At 40.4% G+C, this 16,614-nt stretch carries 14 protein-coding genes; all 14 read right to left on the reverse strand.

Annotated elements, in window-relative coordinates:
* Positions 1 to 51 precede the first annotated feature (51 nt).
* On the reverse strand, positions 52 to 2,598 hold the full coding sequence (locus HMPREF2991_RS01210) for a M1 family metallopeptidase (RefSeq protein WP_070568810.1): 2,547 nt from the start codon (positions 2,596 to 2,598) through the stop codon (positions 52 to 54).
* A gap of 120 nt (positions 2,599 to 2,718) precedes the next feature.
* Complete coding sequence (locus tag HMPREF2991_RS01215; protein ID WP_000188825.1) at positions 2,719 to 3,159, reverse strand: ASCH domain-containing protein; 441 nt, start codon at positions 3,157 to 3,159, stop codon at positions 2,719 to 2,721.
* Positions 3,156 to 4,004, reverse strand: coding sequence for a putative PEP-binding protein (locus tag HMPREF2991_RS01220; RefSeq protein WP_008276044.1), 849 nt, complete (start codon positions 4,002 to 4,004; stop codon positions 3,156 to 3,158). Before HMPREF2991_RS01220 ends, HMPREF2991_RS01215 begins: the two co-directional genes overlap by 4 nt.
* Before the next feature lie 41 nt (positions 4,005 to 4,045).
* Positions 4,046 to 4,774, reverse strand: coding sequence for a GNAT family N-acetyltransferase (locus HMPREF2991_RS01225; RefSeq protein ID WP_070683220.1), 729 nt, complete (start codon positions 4,772 to 4,774; stop codon positions 4,046 to 4,048).
* 7 nt (positions 4,775 to 4,781) lie between these two features.
* Positions 4,782 to 5,261, reverse strand: coding sequence for an NUDIX hydrolase (locus HMPREF2991_RS01230; RefSeq protein ID WP_000403326.1), 480 nt, complete (start codon positions 5,259 to 5,261; stop codon positions 4,782 to 4,784).
* A 10-nt stretch (positions 5,262 to 5,271) separates the two neighbouring features.
* Positions 5,272 to 5,970 carry a 3-oxoacyl-ACP reductase gene (locus tag HMPREF2991_RS01235; protein ID WP_000198455.1) on the reverse strand — a complete coding sequence of 233 codons (699 nt, stop codon included), beginning with the start codon at positions 5,968 to 5,970 and terminating at the stop codon, positions 5,272 to 5,274.
* Entirely contained in the window at positions 5,963 to 6,199 is a 237-nt protein-coding gene (locus HMPREF2991_RS01240) for a DUF2829 domain-containing protein (protein ID WP_000141924.1), read from the reverse strand. Before HMPREF2991_RS01240 ends, HMPREF2991_RS01235 begins: the two co-directional genes overlap by 8 nt.
* 113 nt (positions 6,200 to 6,312) lie before the next feature.
* Entirely contained in the window at positions 6,313 to 7,128 is an 816-nt protein-coding gene (locus HMPREF2991_RS01245; protein WP_000749426.1) for a hypothetical protein, read from the reverse strand.
* Positions 7,129 to 7,276: 148 nt separating this feature from the next.
* Entirely contained in the window at positions 7,277 to 9,529 is a 2,253-nt protein-coding gene (locus HMPREF2991_RS01250) for a glucosaminidase domain-containing protein (RefSeq protein WP_070568813.1), read from the reverse strand.
* A gap of 110 nt (positions 9,530 to 9,639) precedes the next feature.
* Positions 9,640 to 10,626: a dihydroorotate dehydrogenase gene (locus HMPREF2991_RS01255; protein ID WP_180364418.1), complete on the reverse strand. Its 987-nt coding sequence runs from the start codon at positions 10,624 to 10,626 to the stop codon at positions 9,640 to 9,642.
* Positions 10,589 to 11,389, reverse strand: coding sequence for a dihydroorotate dehydrogenase electron transfer subunit (locus HMPREF2991_RS01260; RefSeq protein ID WP_049479186.1), 801 nt, complete (start codon positions 11,387 to 11,389; stop codon positions 10,589 to 10,591). Before HMPREF2991_RS01260 ends, HMPREF2991_RS01255 begins: the two co-directional genes overlap by 38 nt.
* A gap of 247 nt (positions 11,390 to 11,636) precedes the next feature.
* Positions 11,637 to 12,017, reverse strand: coding sequence for a lactoylglutathione lyase (locus HMPREF2991_RS01265; protein ID WP_000157143.1), 381 nt, complete (start codon positions 12,015 to 12,017; stop codon positions 11,637 to 11,639).
* 97 nt (positions 12,018 to 12,114) lie between these two features.
* Positions 12,115 to 14,886 carry a J domain-containing protein gene (locus HMPREF2991_RS01270; RefSeq protein WP_070683221.1) on the reverse strand — a complete coding sequence of 924 codons (2,772 nt, stop codon included), beginning with the start codon at positions 14,884 to 14,886 and terminating at the stop codon, positions 12,115 to 12,117.
* A gap of 13 nt (positions 14,887 to 14,899) precedes the next feature.
* Positions 14,900 to 16,564, reverse strand: coding sequence for a molecular chaperone HscC (locus HMPREF2991_RS01275; RefSeq protein WP_070568823.1), 1,665 nt, complete (start codon positions 16,562 to 16,564; stop codon positions 14,900 to 14,902).
* Positions 16,565 to 16,614 lie beyond the last annotated feature (50 nt).

Raw genomic sequence — 16,614 nt, forward strand, 5'->3', positions numbered from 1 at the left:
CTCTCTCGTTTTCAGATAGAAAGTTGAGTTTTTGTTTACATTTCGAACGAATTAAGCTTTGGCATATTGGGCTACAACAGCTTCAACTGCTGCTTTCTCACGCTTAATCAAGTCAACACGCGCTGCGATATCCTTGATCCCCATGCGGATGTTACGGCTAAGAGCTAGGTCAGAAAGTTGGGGCTCAAAGAAGGCCTTGTATTCTGCCAAGCGTTGCTCAGTCTTAAATACATGGGCAGGTAGGATAACAAAGCTATCAAAGCTCATATCCCCACCAAGAGCTGCCTTGATCCAATCCCAGTTTTCACGCGCCCATACCCAAACAGTTTCTTGAGTTGTTTGATGATCTAGGAACTGGTAATACCAAGCAGACAAGTCTTGTGGTTTCACAACAAACTTATCCTTCCATGAACGAATCAAGGTTTGGATATTATCAGCATCTGTACTGTAGGCTAGAGCAGCTGCCAACTGACGTTTGAAGACAGCATCTGTGGCATGAGTGTAGAGGTCCAGATAAGTTGCGACCAAGTCCTTGGTCTCATGGTGTTTCATTTCATTGATAAGAACTTGTGCACGGATGGCTGCTGGAAGTCCTGCAAGGTTCTCCTTGTGAGTTGCAAAGATTTGGCTAGCGACTTGACTAGCTTCAGCATCATTTGAGCGAATCATCATAGAAACAGCCAACTGACGAACCAATTCATCCTCATCTGATTCTCCATCTTTGGCTTCAAAACCAAGACGGTCATAGTTATGACGAGCCAATTTAGCAACGAGAGTATTAAAGGCTTTCTCAGTTTCTGTTCCTTCATCGATAAAGCGCTCAAGGGCAGCAATCACTTGAGAAACAGCTGAAACCACAAGGTAAGACTCTTCCTTAGCTAATTTATCAAGGACTGGGAGCAAGTCTGCATAAGAAATGTGCCCTGCTTCAGCAAGCAGACGACGTTCTTGAACGATTTGCAGTTTGCTTGTATTATCAAGTGTCTCTAGCTCAGCAAGAACAGCATCTAACAAGTCTCCTTGATAGTCTGTAATGTAGTGGGCTGTATTTTCAGTGTTAAGACGAAGAGCTGTTTTATTTTCAGCAAGAAGGGCTGCGTAGCCAGGAATTTCGATGCTTTCAGTTTCAAGTGTATCTGGTAGGCCTTTCCAGTTGCTGTTGAGTGGTACAACCCAGAGACGGTTCTTGTCTTCATGCTCACCGATGAAAAATTGTTTTTGTGAAATCTTCAAGACATCATTTTCAACTTTGACAGTGAGAACTGGATATCCAGGTTGTTCCAACCAAGAATCCATGAAAGCTGCAACATCACGTCCTGACGCTTGTCCAAGGGCATTCCATAGGTCACGACCAATGGTATTTCCATATTGGTGCTTTTCAAAGTAGGCATGCAAGCCTTTAGCGAAATCAGCATCTCCTAGCCAACGGCGAAGCATGTGCATGAGACGGCTTCCTTTGGCGTAGACGATAGCTCCGTCAAAGAGGGTATTGATTTCATCTGGGTGTTTGACTTCAACGTGAACAGACTGAACGCCATCCGTCGCATCGCGTTTAAGCGCCGCTGGAACACCGCCTGTTTGGAAATCCTCAAAGATATTCCAACTTGGCTCGATGGCATCCACACAGACATATTCCATCATGTTAGCGAAGCTTTCATTGAGCCAGAGGTCATCCCACCATTTCATAGTCACGAGGTTTCCAAACCATTGGTGGGCCAGCTCATGTGCTACAACTAGGGCAACTTGTTGACGGCTAGCAAAGGTTGAGTTCTCATCCACAACCAAGTAAACTTCACGGTAAGTCACAAGCCCCCAGTTTTCCATGGCACCTGCTGAGAAGTCAGGAAGGGCGATGTGGAGCGATTGAGGAATTGGATACTTAACTCCGTAGTAATCTTCGTAAAACTCGATTGAGCGAACGGCGATGTCTAGTGAGAAATCAAGGTTAGATAGTGGGTGGGCTTTTGTAGAGTAGACACCAACGAGGGTACCATTTTTAGTTTTAGCCGTTACCCCTTGCAAATCACCTGCAACAAAAGCTAACAAGTAAGAAGACATGCGAGGTGTTGTCTCAAACTTCCAGATGCCTGATTCCTTGCGTTTTTCCACATCAATTTCTGGCATGTTTGACAAGGCCACTTCACCTTCTGCCTGGTCAAAACGAAGGGCGAGGTCAAAAGTAGCCTTGGCTTCAGGCTCATCCACACATGGGAAGGCTTCACGCGCAAAATGGCTTTCAAACTGAGTAGACAAGACTTCCTTCTTGATACCATCAACTGTGTAGTAAGAAGGGTAAATCCCTGTCATGTTGTCTGTGATTGTTCCTGAAAAAGTAATAACCAATTCAACTTGACCAGCCTCAGCCAATTCGACATGAAGGGCTTCATTTTCATGATCAACTGTAAATGGACGAGCTTGACCCGCAACTTCTACAGAAGTGATTTCCAAGTCTTTTTGGTGAAGGGAAATACGGTCACTCTGTGCTTGACCAGTGATGGTCACCTTCCCAGAAAAGGTCTTGGTCTCACGACTCAAGTCTAAAAATAAATCATAGTGTTCAGGAACAAATTGCGTAATAAAATGTTCTACTGCTTGCATAGTTTTCTCCTATTCTAAGTTTAAGAGTTTTACTCTTCTTCAAACAAACTTATTATATCATGTTTTGCTTAAGAAAAAAGGATTGGACGGTGATTTCCAAAACTTTCTTCCTTCTGCAGTCTAGAGTGGGTAGACTTTGCGAAATTCTTCTAAAACAACCTTGCTGTCAGGAGTAAAAGTCAGTCCGGTTTCCCTCATCCACTCGGTGAAAAAATCCTCATGAACCTGACGCCAATAGGCTAGGGATTTGTCACCTTCCCCTTCCTTATAGGCATGGTCGGCAGAAACTTGATGAAAAGGCTGAACGGAGACCTTGGTAATTTCGACAATGCAGACAGCCTGATCTTGACTGTCTAAAATGACATCGAAGGTCCCTTCTTGTGGAAGAGGTTCGTCTTCTAGTGCGTAGAGGTCGTAAGCTGAGGCGGTTGCAGTCTTTTCGCCTCTTAGAACCAAGTCGGCCAAGAGATCTGCTTCCACTCCAAAAGCCCAGGCATCTATCTCATCTCCAATCGTGGGGTTAATTTGCTTGTAAATATTCCACATTTCTTGCGGTGTCATAGTTTGCTCCTTTGTAATTTTTTACTTACTTCTTTTATACGTTTGAGATGGTCTGGATGATCAATCTCTAAATTAAAAATCTCTGGAATAGAACTGTAGTGGATAATACACTTGATACCCGTCTGATTCATTTTTTGTATGAAAGAAGCATTCAGATAGCCTGCTACAGCAAAGTCAATCTTTTTCATCCTTGCTTTATCCTGCATATCTCTCAGCATATCTAACATTATTGGACTTTCCATATCATGCCATTGACTATTTCTCACAGTCGCAAAAACAAAAGAAGTCAAATCATTCATTCCAACTACAATCTTTGAAATACCAGTTTCCAGTATCCTGTCCAAGTCAAAATAAGCTGACGGTAACTCAATCATTGTGCCGACTTTTCCAGTAAAACCATGCTCACGCAATACTCTAATAGCTTGTTTTAACTGCTCAGCATCATTGATAAAAGGAAAAATAACAGACAGATTGGGATTTGTTTGATAAACTTCTGTAACGACATGTGCTTCAGCCTGAAATTCTTCAGGACACGCCAGCAAGCGCCTAGTTCCTCTATAACCAAACAAGGGATGATTTTCATCAAAATGCTCTTTAGTCCCCTCTAAACAATTAGCTTCTGTATTTGTTAACTCTGAAAAACGATACCAAACCTCTTCATCTGAGTACAAGGAGCAAATGGTATCTAGATAATCTTTTACAAATTGCTGACAACTTGCTAATAGGATGTTTTGATTAAGCTCTCTCAACAAATATTCCCCACGAATCATACCAACATGATGCAATAATTGAGGGTAAACTTTTTCAACAATTTGTTCGCCACTAAGAGCAAGTTGGTTTTGCATAGCCATTCACCTCGTCTTAAAACATACAATATCAGATATCATTATATGATACCTTCCTCTAGTTCAAAAGCTTCATAAGGTTCAAATAACTCATATCCTAAAAATTCTGCTACTTTTTTGGAAGCCTCGTTATGAGCATCCCAAAGTGGAAACATATCTCTATTTAAACTCTCCAGAATCATTGTAGCACCAAGCTTTTTAGCAAATCCATTTCCTTGTTCGTTTGGTCTAGTTGCAACTTCCACTTCAACTGCTCCACGGTAAACTAACCCTGAGGAAATCCCAGCAATCAGTTCATTATTTTTAAGAATCACAAAGCCAAATCCACCCTTTAAAACAAAATCCTGATAGGACTCAAAATCCCCCTGTAAATCTTGTGACCATTCTTCCTCAGAAAAGCAGTTATAAATATGATTATCAATAGGCACAATATTGTAATCTTCCTCTAAGTGAGTAACTAGACCATTTAGAAATTCAACTTGAAAATTTGCCTTATCTTTAAAAGAATAGCTAGTAAAAGAATTTAGCTCCACTTTCCGATGTAGAAAATCTTGCCAATTAGTATCTTCTGAAATAATAATCTTATAATCTAAACCGTATTTCCTAACAAAATCTTCCCAAAATCTGGAATCCAACTCCCCTGCTAGGTATAGAAAATTTCCAACATCATAAAAGCTTGTTGTCCTATCACTGTTTCGGTAGACAGTTCCGATTTGAGATTTAAGACCATAAAGAACCATATTTTTCTTCCATGTTTTAAATAGTTCCATTATCCCCCTACTTCACCTTCCAATTCATATACAAGGTCTTGTCCAGCTCTGGAAATCCTAATAATTCAGACTTAACCTTCAAGACTAAGGGCGAAGCATTTTTTTCTGTGATCTCTTGAATATCCATCCAAACATATCCGAGCGAATCATTCGCACCATCAGAGACAACTTCCGAAATCGTAACTTGAGCTTCCTTCTCGTTGACCTCAATATCATAAAATGCCATGATATGGTGAACCATAAAATTTTTTAACTCTTCCCTGACGAAAACATCGTAGATTCGAGGATTGGAGTAGTTTCTAACAGTAAAGCCCGTCTCTTCCATAACTTCTCTAATCAGCGTTTCCGTCAATCCTTCATCAAGTTGCTGACTACCACCAGGTAGATCATAACGATGTTGATAAGGGCCTCTCGTTTTTTCAATGCAGAGTAACTTCCCATTTTCAAAGCAAACAGCATAGACTCCAAAGTGTTTTTTGATTTCCATTCAACTCCTCCTACTTCAAACTCCAACCACCATCAATGGTCAGGATTTGTCCTTGCATGGCGCTCGCTTTTCCACTTGCTAAGAAAAGGCTAATCTCTGCTACTTCCTCTGGCTCAATCCAGCGCTTGATTGGCGTTTCACTAGCTACCCAGTCTGCTAATCCACCGGGTTCAAAGTCCGCAGCGGTCATAGCTGTCTTGACTGCCCCTGGAGCAATCCCAAAGACCTGAATACCAGTCTCAGCATAGTCTAGAGCCAACTGCTTGGTAAAGCCAGCTAAGGCGTGCTTAGACGAGGTATAGGCGTGACCACCTCCGCCAGCTAGACTTGAAGCAATCGAACACATATTGATGATGATTCCTTTTTTATTTTCCAACATTTGTGTAAAATAATGCCGAGTCAACTCAACAGGAGTCACGTAGTTGATTTCAAAAATCTCTTGAATTTCCTGCGCTGATTGTTCCAATAAGGGTTTGTAAGCATCCAAAACTCCTGCAGTATTGCACAAAACATCCACCCGAGGGCACCAGTCAAAAACAGGTTTCAAGTCCAAGGTCAAATCTCTCTGTAAAAAGTAGAAATCACCCTCTAAGAGTGGATTTTCACCTTGGTCCACTCCATATACTTGATACCCCTTCTCTAAAAAGAGTCGGGCTTGAGCCAGACCAATCCCTGAACTCACTCCCGTAATCAATACACGTCTAGTCATGCACTTCTACCCAATCCGTCGCCAAAACATCACAAGGTGTCGGGCTCCACATGGAAAAACCTTCCCCTTCTCCAGACACGTTGATGAGGAAATAAGGCGTCACTTCAAGTGCAACCCCGTTTTGCTCGATAGTGTCAAAGAGTTGGACATAGTTTTCAGCCCCTCCCCAACCAGTTCGTACATATTTTTTCTTGTCCTTTAACCCAGGCAGGATTTCTTCAAAAGTCATGTTGTTCTCCTTTAATGCTACATTCTTCATTTAATTATAACAAAAAACCGTTTTCCAACGGCTTTTTGACTGTATCTTAGTTCAATAAAACAAATAGCTATCCAATTTTTTAATTATTTCAGTTCAATTAATTTATTGTAGATTTTCTCAGTCAGTTCTTTCTGTTGCGCTCCTGTTAAATGGTGCGAAGTGCGAATTAATATGGTTCCATAAACATAGTGGGATCCCGGATTTAAAGCAGTTCCATCAAAAGCACTAATATAAGTATTGCGCTTTTCTGCATCTTCTTTTGTCTTATAAACTTCTATATTTCCACCAGCATCATTACCTTTTTGAACAATATCTGAGCCTTCTACAGATTCATTCACTTGCTTGTCAACGAAATATACAGACGCTGTATATCCTCCTTGTTTATTTAATTTTTTATTAGGGTCATTATCCTCCGTAACAGATTGTACTCCAGTAATTGATTCAATTTCTTTGAGTCTTTCTTCAATAAAAGAACTAGAAGGATTTGTAATTTGTTTTAATTGAAGAATGCTATTTTGATAGTGAGTCAATTTTTCAGACAAATTCTTTTTTGTTTCACTATAATCTAATGGTTGACTTAATTCTTCAATTTGCTTCTCAATCTTAGCAGTCGCTTTCTCCATTTCTGGTTCTTTACGAAGTGAATCTTTGCTATCCTTTATAGTTGATTTCAATTCTTCCAATGTCTTAGAATCAAGAGGTTCTTCATTATTCTCAATAACCTTTTCAGCCTCAGCTATTTGATCTTCAACTTCTTTATTCTTTTCATTTAAATCCTTTACTACATCTTCAAACTTAGTTACAACAGCTTGATGAGGCACATAGGATAAGAAATAGTATCCTGTTGCCAAACCTAAAGCAATAAAAGTAATAAGCCCAACAATCATTGATTTCTTCATTTTAAACTCCTTAATTTATAAGCAATCTCTTCTATATTTTAATATATTGTTTTAAAAATTTCAAGTTTAAAAAGCTATAGAATCAACTTATTGCCAGATATACAAAAACGATAACCACTTCTCAGTAGTTACCGTTGATTTCTTTTGATTAGTCTTTCCCACCAAGTTTGCTGTTGATGGTCATCATGATGCTGGCTATCTTCTCACCCCAGTACGGATCGGAAGCATAGCGAACATTCATTCCAGTTGCCTTGTTTCCAAGGTGGTCTCTACCATAGTCAATGTAATTTTCACGAATCCACTTGGCCGCTCCAAGAATTCCTTTGTCCACATTATCAAAGCTCTTGGCTGAGAGATATGGGCTAGTATCATAAGCAGCAATACCAAAGAAGTTGTTCTTATCTCTGGCAATTTGACTACGTCCCCACGCACTTTCAAGAGCGCTATGTGCCATCAAGTAAAGGGCATTGACACCGTAGCGTTCCTCAGCTTCTTTGAAAGTCGCTCCTTTACCTGCTAGAGGACTATCCTGCAAGTTCATCATCGAATACAGTTTATCCAATTCAGCTGCACTATAATTACTTGGTTCTCTTAAGTTTTTATAGAGGAAAGGATTTTTAATGGTAAAGCCATCAAAGTGCTCTCCATCAGTTGAGTAGTACTTCTTACCAATAACCATAGCAGAGGTGTGTGGAGCTACTTTGATACTCGTATATGGAGAGAGTTCATGGTAGAGGAATTTCCCATCACTAGTATAATGAGGGATAAACTCGCTACCTTCATCTACTGCTGTCAAATCACTTTGATTCATATAGCCAGACAAGCCAGAAATCGAAACTGCAAGTCGGCCGCCTTTTCGCGTTGAGCTATCCAGTGAAACAATGCTTCCTTGGTTAATGTAACTCAAGATTTCTCCAGATGCACTATAGACATAGGCAGTGATTGGTTTAACTTTGTAATATTTGGTTTTATCCGCAACATGCCATCTACCAGAAGCATCCAAGGTATGACCATCCACAGTTTCATTTTTTGCCATATAACCGCCTGATTTAAGGTAATACCATGATTGGTCGGATGAATCGTAGATTAATTCTTTCTCAGCCATCTTTCCATTTGACTTGAGGTAGAACCAGTTGTTCTTGTACCATACCCACTCACTCGCAGCCATATAACCACCAGATTTGAGATAGTAGTAACCATTATCCCAGAGCCATTCTTTATTGGCATAATTTCCATCAGAGTTGATATAGAACCAAGAGTTAAAATTCTTGTCAAAGAGCCAACCTTTGCCAGCTTTTGCTCCACTACTCGTCACATAGCTACGGTCAATCCAAGTTTCCGTAGAAAGGTAGCCACCTGATTTGAAATGGTAATCCTTGCCTTTGATGGTTTGCCAACCTTTCTCAGCATAGGTTCCGTCAGCTTTCAAGTAAAACCAAGAGTTATAATTCTTGTCAAAGAGCCATTCCGATTTCAATTTAGCTCCACTTTTAGCAACATAGAAGCGGTCAATCCAGCTTTCTGTAGAAAGATAACCGCCTGATTTGAAATGGTAATCTTTTTCTTTGATCGTTTCCCAGCCTTTTTCGGCATAGCTACCATCAGCTTTCAAGTAAAACCAAGAATCATAATTCTTATCAAAGAGCCATTCCGATTTCAATTTAGCTCCACTTTTAGCAACATAGAAGCGGTCAATCCAACGCTCAGTTGAAAGATAACCGCCTGATTTAAAATGGTAGTCATTCCCACCTATGGTTAACCAGCCATTTTCAGCATAGGTACCGTCTTGTTGGAGGTAGAACCAACTGCTATAGTTGTCATCATAAATCCAGGCTTGTTTAACTTTATTACCATTTTCTGATAGATAGTTCTTACCAAGCCAAGCATTTTTCAGCATTTTCCCTTGTGAATTGATGTAGTATTGGTTCTCCCCTTGAGTGATCCACTCATCTTTGGCCATCTTGCCATCTTCTTTAAGGTAATATTTTTCCTGACCTTGAGTAATCCACTCGTTTTTAGCTTTCTGACCATCAGGCTTGAGATAATACCAGGATTCTTGTTCCTGATTAAATACCCACTGTTCCTTAGCTTTAGCACCACTTTCAGTCACATAGTACTGTCCAACCCACGTTTTCGTAGCTAATTTTCCAGCTTCATTAAAATAGTAATCCTTACCACCAACTGTTAGCCAGCCGTTCTCAGCACGATTTCCATCAGCTGTTAAATAAAACCAGGCCTGTTGCGTTTGGTCAAAAAGCCATTGCTTGGTTGCTGGTTTCCCGTCTGCTTTGAGGTAGGTCTTTCCTTGCCAAGTTCCCTCTTCTGCTTTTGCTGTCTCCACTACAGTAAAAAAACACCCCAATAAGCCAGCACTTACTAGGGCCACTTTCCATCGTTTCATTTAAATGCTCCAATAACGTTTTCTAAACCCTATTGTAACATAGTTAATAGACGGAAATATTACAAATTGATGAAGATTCTATTTCTTGTTGACGATAAGGAAGACCTAGCTTATCTCAGGCTGGCTTTGACTTCCTGACGGAGATTTTCTAGACTGCTAATGCCGTATTTATCCATGACTTTTGGTAAATTTTCAATAATATCAGGACAGGCATATGGATTGGTAAAATTGGCTGTTCCAACTCCGATGGCAGAGGCACCAGCCAGATACATTTCTAGCGCTGCTTCAGCAGAATCCACTCCCCCCATTCCAATAATGGGCAGGTCTGTTGTTTGAGCTACTTGTCGGATGAGTTTGAGGGCTACTGGAAAAACTGCTGGACCTGACATTCCACCTGTTCCATTGGCTAGGATTGGTTTTCTAGTTTTGAGGTCAAAGCGCATACCGACTAGAGTATTGATCATGGTTAAGCCACTTGCTCCTGCATCTTCTGCGGCTTTGGCGATGGTGACAACATCCGTTACACTAGGGGTTAACTTGACATAGACTGGCACATCAGAGGCTTCCACAGCCGCTTTTACCACTTCATAAGCCAAATCAGGATCTTGCCCAATCAAAAGTCCATGATTACCGTGATCCACATTCGGACAAGAGATATTGAGCTCGATAGCTTTTACATTTGTAGCCTTGGAAATCCCCTGAGAAACGGCAGCGTACTCTTGTTTTGAAAAGCCTGCAACATTTGCGATGATGGGAAGCGTAGGATACTCTCTTTCCAGCCAAGGCAACTTTTCAGCTAAAACAGCTTCTAAGCCAGGATTTTGCAAGCCGATTGCATTAAGCATACCGGCAGGTGTCTCTGCAACTCTGGGAGTTGGATTGCCAAAACGCGGTTCAAGTGTCGTTGCCTTGATCATAATGGAGCCTAAAAGATCTAAATCATAGTACTTGGCATACTCCTGACCAAAACCAAAACAGCCTGATGCTGGTATGATAGGATTTTTCAACTCTAAGCCCGGTAGAGAAACTTGTAAACGTTTGTTAGTCATGACTTTCTCCTTATAATACAACTGTTCCTGTGCGAAAAACAGGGCCATCTTCACAGACGCGTTGGCTGACGGTCTCACTATCTGGCACTTTTAGAACGCAGGCATAGCAAGCTCCCATCCCACAAGCCATACGAGATTCTAGAGATAGATAGGCTCTTGGATGATCATAAAAGGTTTGATTGATATACTTCATCATTCCCGGAGCACCACATGAGTAAACCGCATCAAATTGACTGTCTAAATCATTGATAACAACAGAAACATTTCCCTTGATGCCATAAGAACCATCATCTGTCGTTACAAAGACCTGACCATATCGGGCCAATTCGGTTTCGAGAATAACAGCATCCTTAGTCGCAAAACCGAGGACTGTCACTACTGTCACCCCACGCGCATGCAATTCCTTGGCTACTTCTAGCAAGGGTGGAACACCAATCCCACCACCAACGAGGAGGACTTGACTCTGGTCGTCTAGGTCAGACAAGTCAAAACCATTTCCCTGAGGTCCCATCACATCAAGAGTATCTCCCTGACTTAAGGTTGAAAAAATAGCTGTCCCAGCCCCCTCAATCCGATAAATAAGGTGACACTGCTTGTTTGCTTTGTCAATAGACGAAATTGAAATAGGGCGGCGCAAGAGATGGGCGTCATCAGGCACACGCAGATGAAGAAATTGGCCGGCTCGCATAGCTTCAACCATTTCCCCTTCTAGGACTAATTCAAAGATTGCTGGCGCAATTTCCTCCTGTGCAACCACCTTCATGGTTTCCAAACGAATGGCACCCATACGCTTCTTACATGTGGGATTCATGACTTTTCCTCCTTAAATTTTAAGGGGACCAGATAAAGAAAAGACCTTGCTATTGCAAGGTCTCAGTCGAGATAGGACAGAATTCATGCGCACACCTAAAAAGTCTCCACAGAGAGTTCCCTATCACTTTTATCTGACACCTTGTGAGTCTCTCTGGACTCCCCTTAAAGGTTAAATTTGTATTAGTATACTCTTTCAAAGTAAAAAAGTCAAGTAGAAAACGAACATTCTACTTGACTTTACTGGATTATTTTTCACGAATCACTTCGACTTTGTAGCCATCAGGATCCTTGACAAAGTAATAGTTTGGTGGGGTTCCAGGTAGGCCTTTTGGCTCTGTAACCTCATAGCCTTTCGCGCTATGTTCTTGATGAAGTGCCTCAAGATCAGGTGTACTGAGGGCGATATGGGCAAAACCATCTCCTACCACGTAAGGACCGTGATCGTAGTTATAGGTCAACTCCAACTCATAGTCATCCCCCTCAAGTCCTAGATAGACAATCGTGAAGGCATAATCTGGGAAATCCTTACGACGCAATTCTTTAAAACCAAAAGCATCTTGATAGAATGCGATTGATTTTTCAAGGTTTTCTACTCGCAAGCAAGTGTGTAGCATTTTTGAAGCCATTTTCATTACCTCTTTCATTTGAATAGTTCCATTATACCTTTATTCAGAAAAATTTACTAGAAACTTGAACTAGAGTCCTCTTCTCTACGCTTTCATTCTAAGCAGCACTTTTTCGATTTTCCTTGCGTATATTGCGAATAAGGAAAAGCATGATAAGGATAAAAAGCCCCTCAAGGAAGTAGAAAGTAAATTCGCTGTTCATGATTAGTAAGTCTCTGTTAAAATATTTATTATCGAAAACTGAATTTGGTGCGAATAGGATTCGGAACAGTCTTCTTAGGAAAATAAAGATCTGCAAGCCATAAATCATAAAGACCTTCTTCACACCAATTATGAAGCCTTGTTCCTTTGTAAAATAAGACAAGGCAACTCCATTTAACAAGAGGATAACCGTTATGGCCAGTGTTTCATTTCGTAGAATAGTTGGATCAAAGTTATCTAAACGGCTCTGAATGTAGGGCAACGTTTGAAAGAGTAAGATTCCCAAGATTGCTGGTATGAAAATTTTCTTCAGAGATGGTGGAAATCCAGGACTAAATCTTGTAAAAGACAAGCAAATCACAAGAATTGCAAAAATATGGAAGTAAGCTATTGCAACTCCTGAAATAGTCTGGCTTCGATTTACCAAAGCAGAAAGAACACCAGCAGAAAGAAAGATACCGACAGGAATCAGCTTATCCAAAGAATAATCCCATTTCAGCCCCTGACTCACTTGGAAACCATCGATGAAGCTGAAAAATGTAATGAACATAAGGGCACCAATGAGACCAAATGGTAAGGATGGAATGACGAGGGTTAATAACAAGATTAATAGGAACCATGGATGAGGGCTGTAGTAGAGTTTTCGTTTTCCCCCCCTAGCAGTCACTCCTTCCTCAATCGGTGTTTTCCTTAATTTTAGCATATAGACGTAAAAGAGAGAAAACATACCCGCATGAACCCATGAATTATAACCAGGTCGCTCTATAATACTGAGTATCAAACTTACAATCGTAAAGAGGCCAAAGAAAATCTGAAGAAACTTATTTTTAAAGACCTGTCTTTTTTTCCAATCCAAATAAGAGAGCTTAGCCTTTGGATGACTAAGTTCATAAGCATAAATTGTCATCTCTTCTAGTTTCTGGTCTGTCTCCTCCGTCATCATTTGGGGAGCCATTTTAGAAGTAGGAAAAGGAGCTAAAACATATCTCAGGAGATCGCCATCTGTAAATCGATGGTACTCCTTATAGATCTGTTGAAGTAAAATCGTTAGAATGCGTGGTCTTCCTTTAAAGTAGCTTCTCCACTTCTCCCAATCATTGATATCTTCATCGCTCTTAGTGAGCTTATCTATATAAAGATAACCTTCATTGTACCAGTAATCAAAATTTTCCTTTTTGTCTAGTTCATACTCCTCTACCACTGAAGGATAGGAATGGATACTCTTCCAGAAATGGAGTTTTTTCAGGTAAGGATTTGATTCCTCATCACTGTAACGCTCCACAAATTGGAAAACAAGGGCTAACACTTTCGCATTGGTTAAAGGATAGACGTCCACCTTTTCTAACAAATAAAGTAGGAGCGTGTGATCTTTGACTGATTCAAAAAGATATTGCCAATCACGTAACAGTTTGTATTCGTCTTGATAGCGAGCATGGAGCAACTCATAAAAGGCTACCTCAACTTCTTCCGGATTATCTAGAGAGTAGTGATTAAAGTCAACGTTTTCCCCCATCTCCTCTTTTATTTCCTCTAAGTAAGCAGCCAAGTCATTCAAGAGTGGATAATCCTCTTCAAACATGGCTTGTCGGTTTTTTTCAAGGATATAGGTTAAAACAGGAATGCTCTTGATTATCTGACGATTTTGATTTACTTGATCCAAGACCATGAAGGCCAAATAGGGGTGCTTGAAAAACTCTATCCAAGAGCTTAATTGATTTGCTTTGTTAGAATCTTGAAGAATTTCTTGGCAAAGTTGATAGGAATAAGAGAATTGCTCAGTGGCTTCTTGTGCGCTCTCAAGCGAACTTCCTTCCTCTTCTGCTATATCTCTTTTGACCTTCCAGTACTTGAGTTTATAGTAATAACCCCAGTACTTAAAGTCTGGTACATAGTCTTCCAGTAAGGGAATGATGATAGAGAATTGCTCAGGTTTATTAAAAATATAAACATCCATTTCCTCTAAAACGGATTGAACAATGTCCATATCATACTGATACTGATGAAAGAACTGACGCCATAGATGCTCTTGTTCTTCTGGACTGTAATCATCATTTTTAACAATACTTTCAATCGCATTTCGAATCAAATAGGCTGCTTCATTATAACTACTAAAGTCAAGAGTAGACCTTGTTGTTCCTTCTTGCCCACGGTTCTCTTCATCACCAAACGTTTCAAAATTGAGGGGATTCGTAGCTCTTTCTTCAGAATCTCCATTTAGCTGAACTTCCTCATCATAGTCACTAAAGTCAAGGGTGGACTTTTGCTCATTCTCTTCTGCTTTAAAGGTTTCAAAGTTAAAGGAATTGCTTGTTTTATCAGTTGATTGCTGATAATCACTGAAATCAATACTAGATCTTTCAGACTCTTCGTTCTCAGTCTTCGTTTCTTCAGTCAAGTTTTCAAAGTTGAGACTAGAGTTAAGTTTTTCATTCGCCTCTTCTTCAAGTTCACTAGCTTCTTGAGAGTCACTCGCTTTTTTGAGACTATTTTCTGGTCTTGTGTTTCTAGACCTTGCATAAGTCAAGGCTTTTTGATAAGCTTCAACAATTTCTTGGTAAATTTCTGGTTGGTCTTCTGGGTGATAGAGCCGAACCAGTTCAGCATAACGCCTTCTGATTAGTTTGACGTCAGTCGTTGGCTCTATTCCTAAAGTTTCCCATATATTCATAAGGTCTCCTCTTTTACAGTCCTCGCTCTAGGAAGTCTAAATAATTTGAAAATGATTGATAGAGTTTTGGCAAATGATACATAGATGCTTGGCTGACCTCTTCTTCAAATCGTCTAGTTTCAGCCATTAGCTCATCTCTTCTTCTCCCCAAGAGCATACTGTACACGCGATTCGCTTTTTCAATCAAGAAACGATAAACCTCTGTTTCTTGAGCATTGATCTTATAGCGAGTCAACTCTGCTTGCTTAGCCTTGATTTCCTTTTCTGTCAGAGTAACACTATCTTGGAGAATAACATGACTAAAGACTTCCTGTGTTGAATCAATTTTCACTTCAACATCCAAAATTCCATTTAAATCATAGGTAAACCGAACTGTGAAACTTTCATTTACTCTAGTATTGACAGGGACGGGAACTTCTAATTCTCCTAGGAACAGGTTTTGTGATGCCTTCATCATCTCACCTTGATAGACCTTTATCTTGACTTGACTCTGTCCCAATTCAGCCGTATAGTACTGCTCGATGCGTGAAGCAGGTAGGGTAGAATTTCGCTCAATAATCGGCGAAAAACGGTCTCCAACTATCTCAATTCCTAGTGTAAAAGGACAAATATCAGACAGCAGCAAATCTCGTATCTCACCCTGCCGTTCTTTTATTCCTGCTAGAAGTGCACAACCTCTCGCAATCATCCGATCGGGATCATCCGAAACCTGAACCATTTGATTGATACAGTAAGACAAAAAGTCCTGAACCAAGCGGAGTTTCGAAGTCCCCCCAACAAGAACAAAGTTATCAGATGATACATAGCTATAGCGTGCATCCATCAAGGCACGATCCAAAACGGCCTTAACACGGGCTAGCAGAGGTTGACAAAGCTCATAAAATCGCTGGTAGCTCAAGTCTAAAAAGTATTCCTTCTCTTGCTCCATCACTGTCATCTTCACTTCTTCTTTATCATTAAGTTCCAGCTTTGTCTTTTCAGCCTGTACCAGAATTTTGCTGTAAAATTCGCGGGAAATCGTATCCTTGGTTAATTGATTAGAAACTAAAAATTCCTCAGCAATAGCCGCAGTAAAGTCTTCTCCTCCCAAACGATTGTCCCCTGCAATCGACACGATTTCGACAATGTTATCAAAAAGCTCTACAACTGAAATGTCAAGAGTACCACCACCAAAATCGACCACAATAAAAGATTGATCTTCTTGGTTTACCATAGATCTTTTAGCAAGAGCTGCTGCAGAGGGTTCATTGATAATCCGATCAATCTGAACTCCAGCAAATTTTCCTGCTAGTTTGGTCGCATAACGTTGAGCATCATTGAAATAGGCTGGAACACTGACAATCACTTCCTCGACCTTTTCCCCAAGATAGTTCTCTGCATCGTCTACCAACTTTCGAATGATAAAAGAGCTTAATTCTTCAGCCTTATATGCTCGATTTCCTAGCGTCAACTCATGCTTGGTCCCCATAAAACGCTTGAACTGAGAAACCGTCTTATCTGGGTGGGTCACCAAGCGTTCCTTGGCAATTTTTCCAACTATAATCTCATCATTGTCATCTAAAGCCACAACAGAAGGAGTCAAATACTCACCAAAAGCATTGGGAATCAGCTTGACCTGACCATCTTGATAAACCCCTACTAAAGAATTAGTCGTTCCTAAATCAATACCTACTATCATCTTCTTCTAACTCCAAATCTTTTTAGATATTCCTATTATACAAGAAATAT

Source organism: Streptococcus sp. HMSC072D07 (assembly GCF_001814835.1).
GTDB lineage: Bacteria > Bacillota > Bacilli > Lactobacillales > Streptococcaceae > Streptococcus.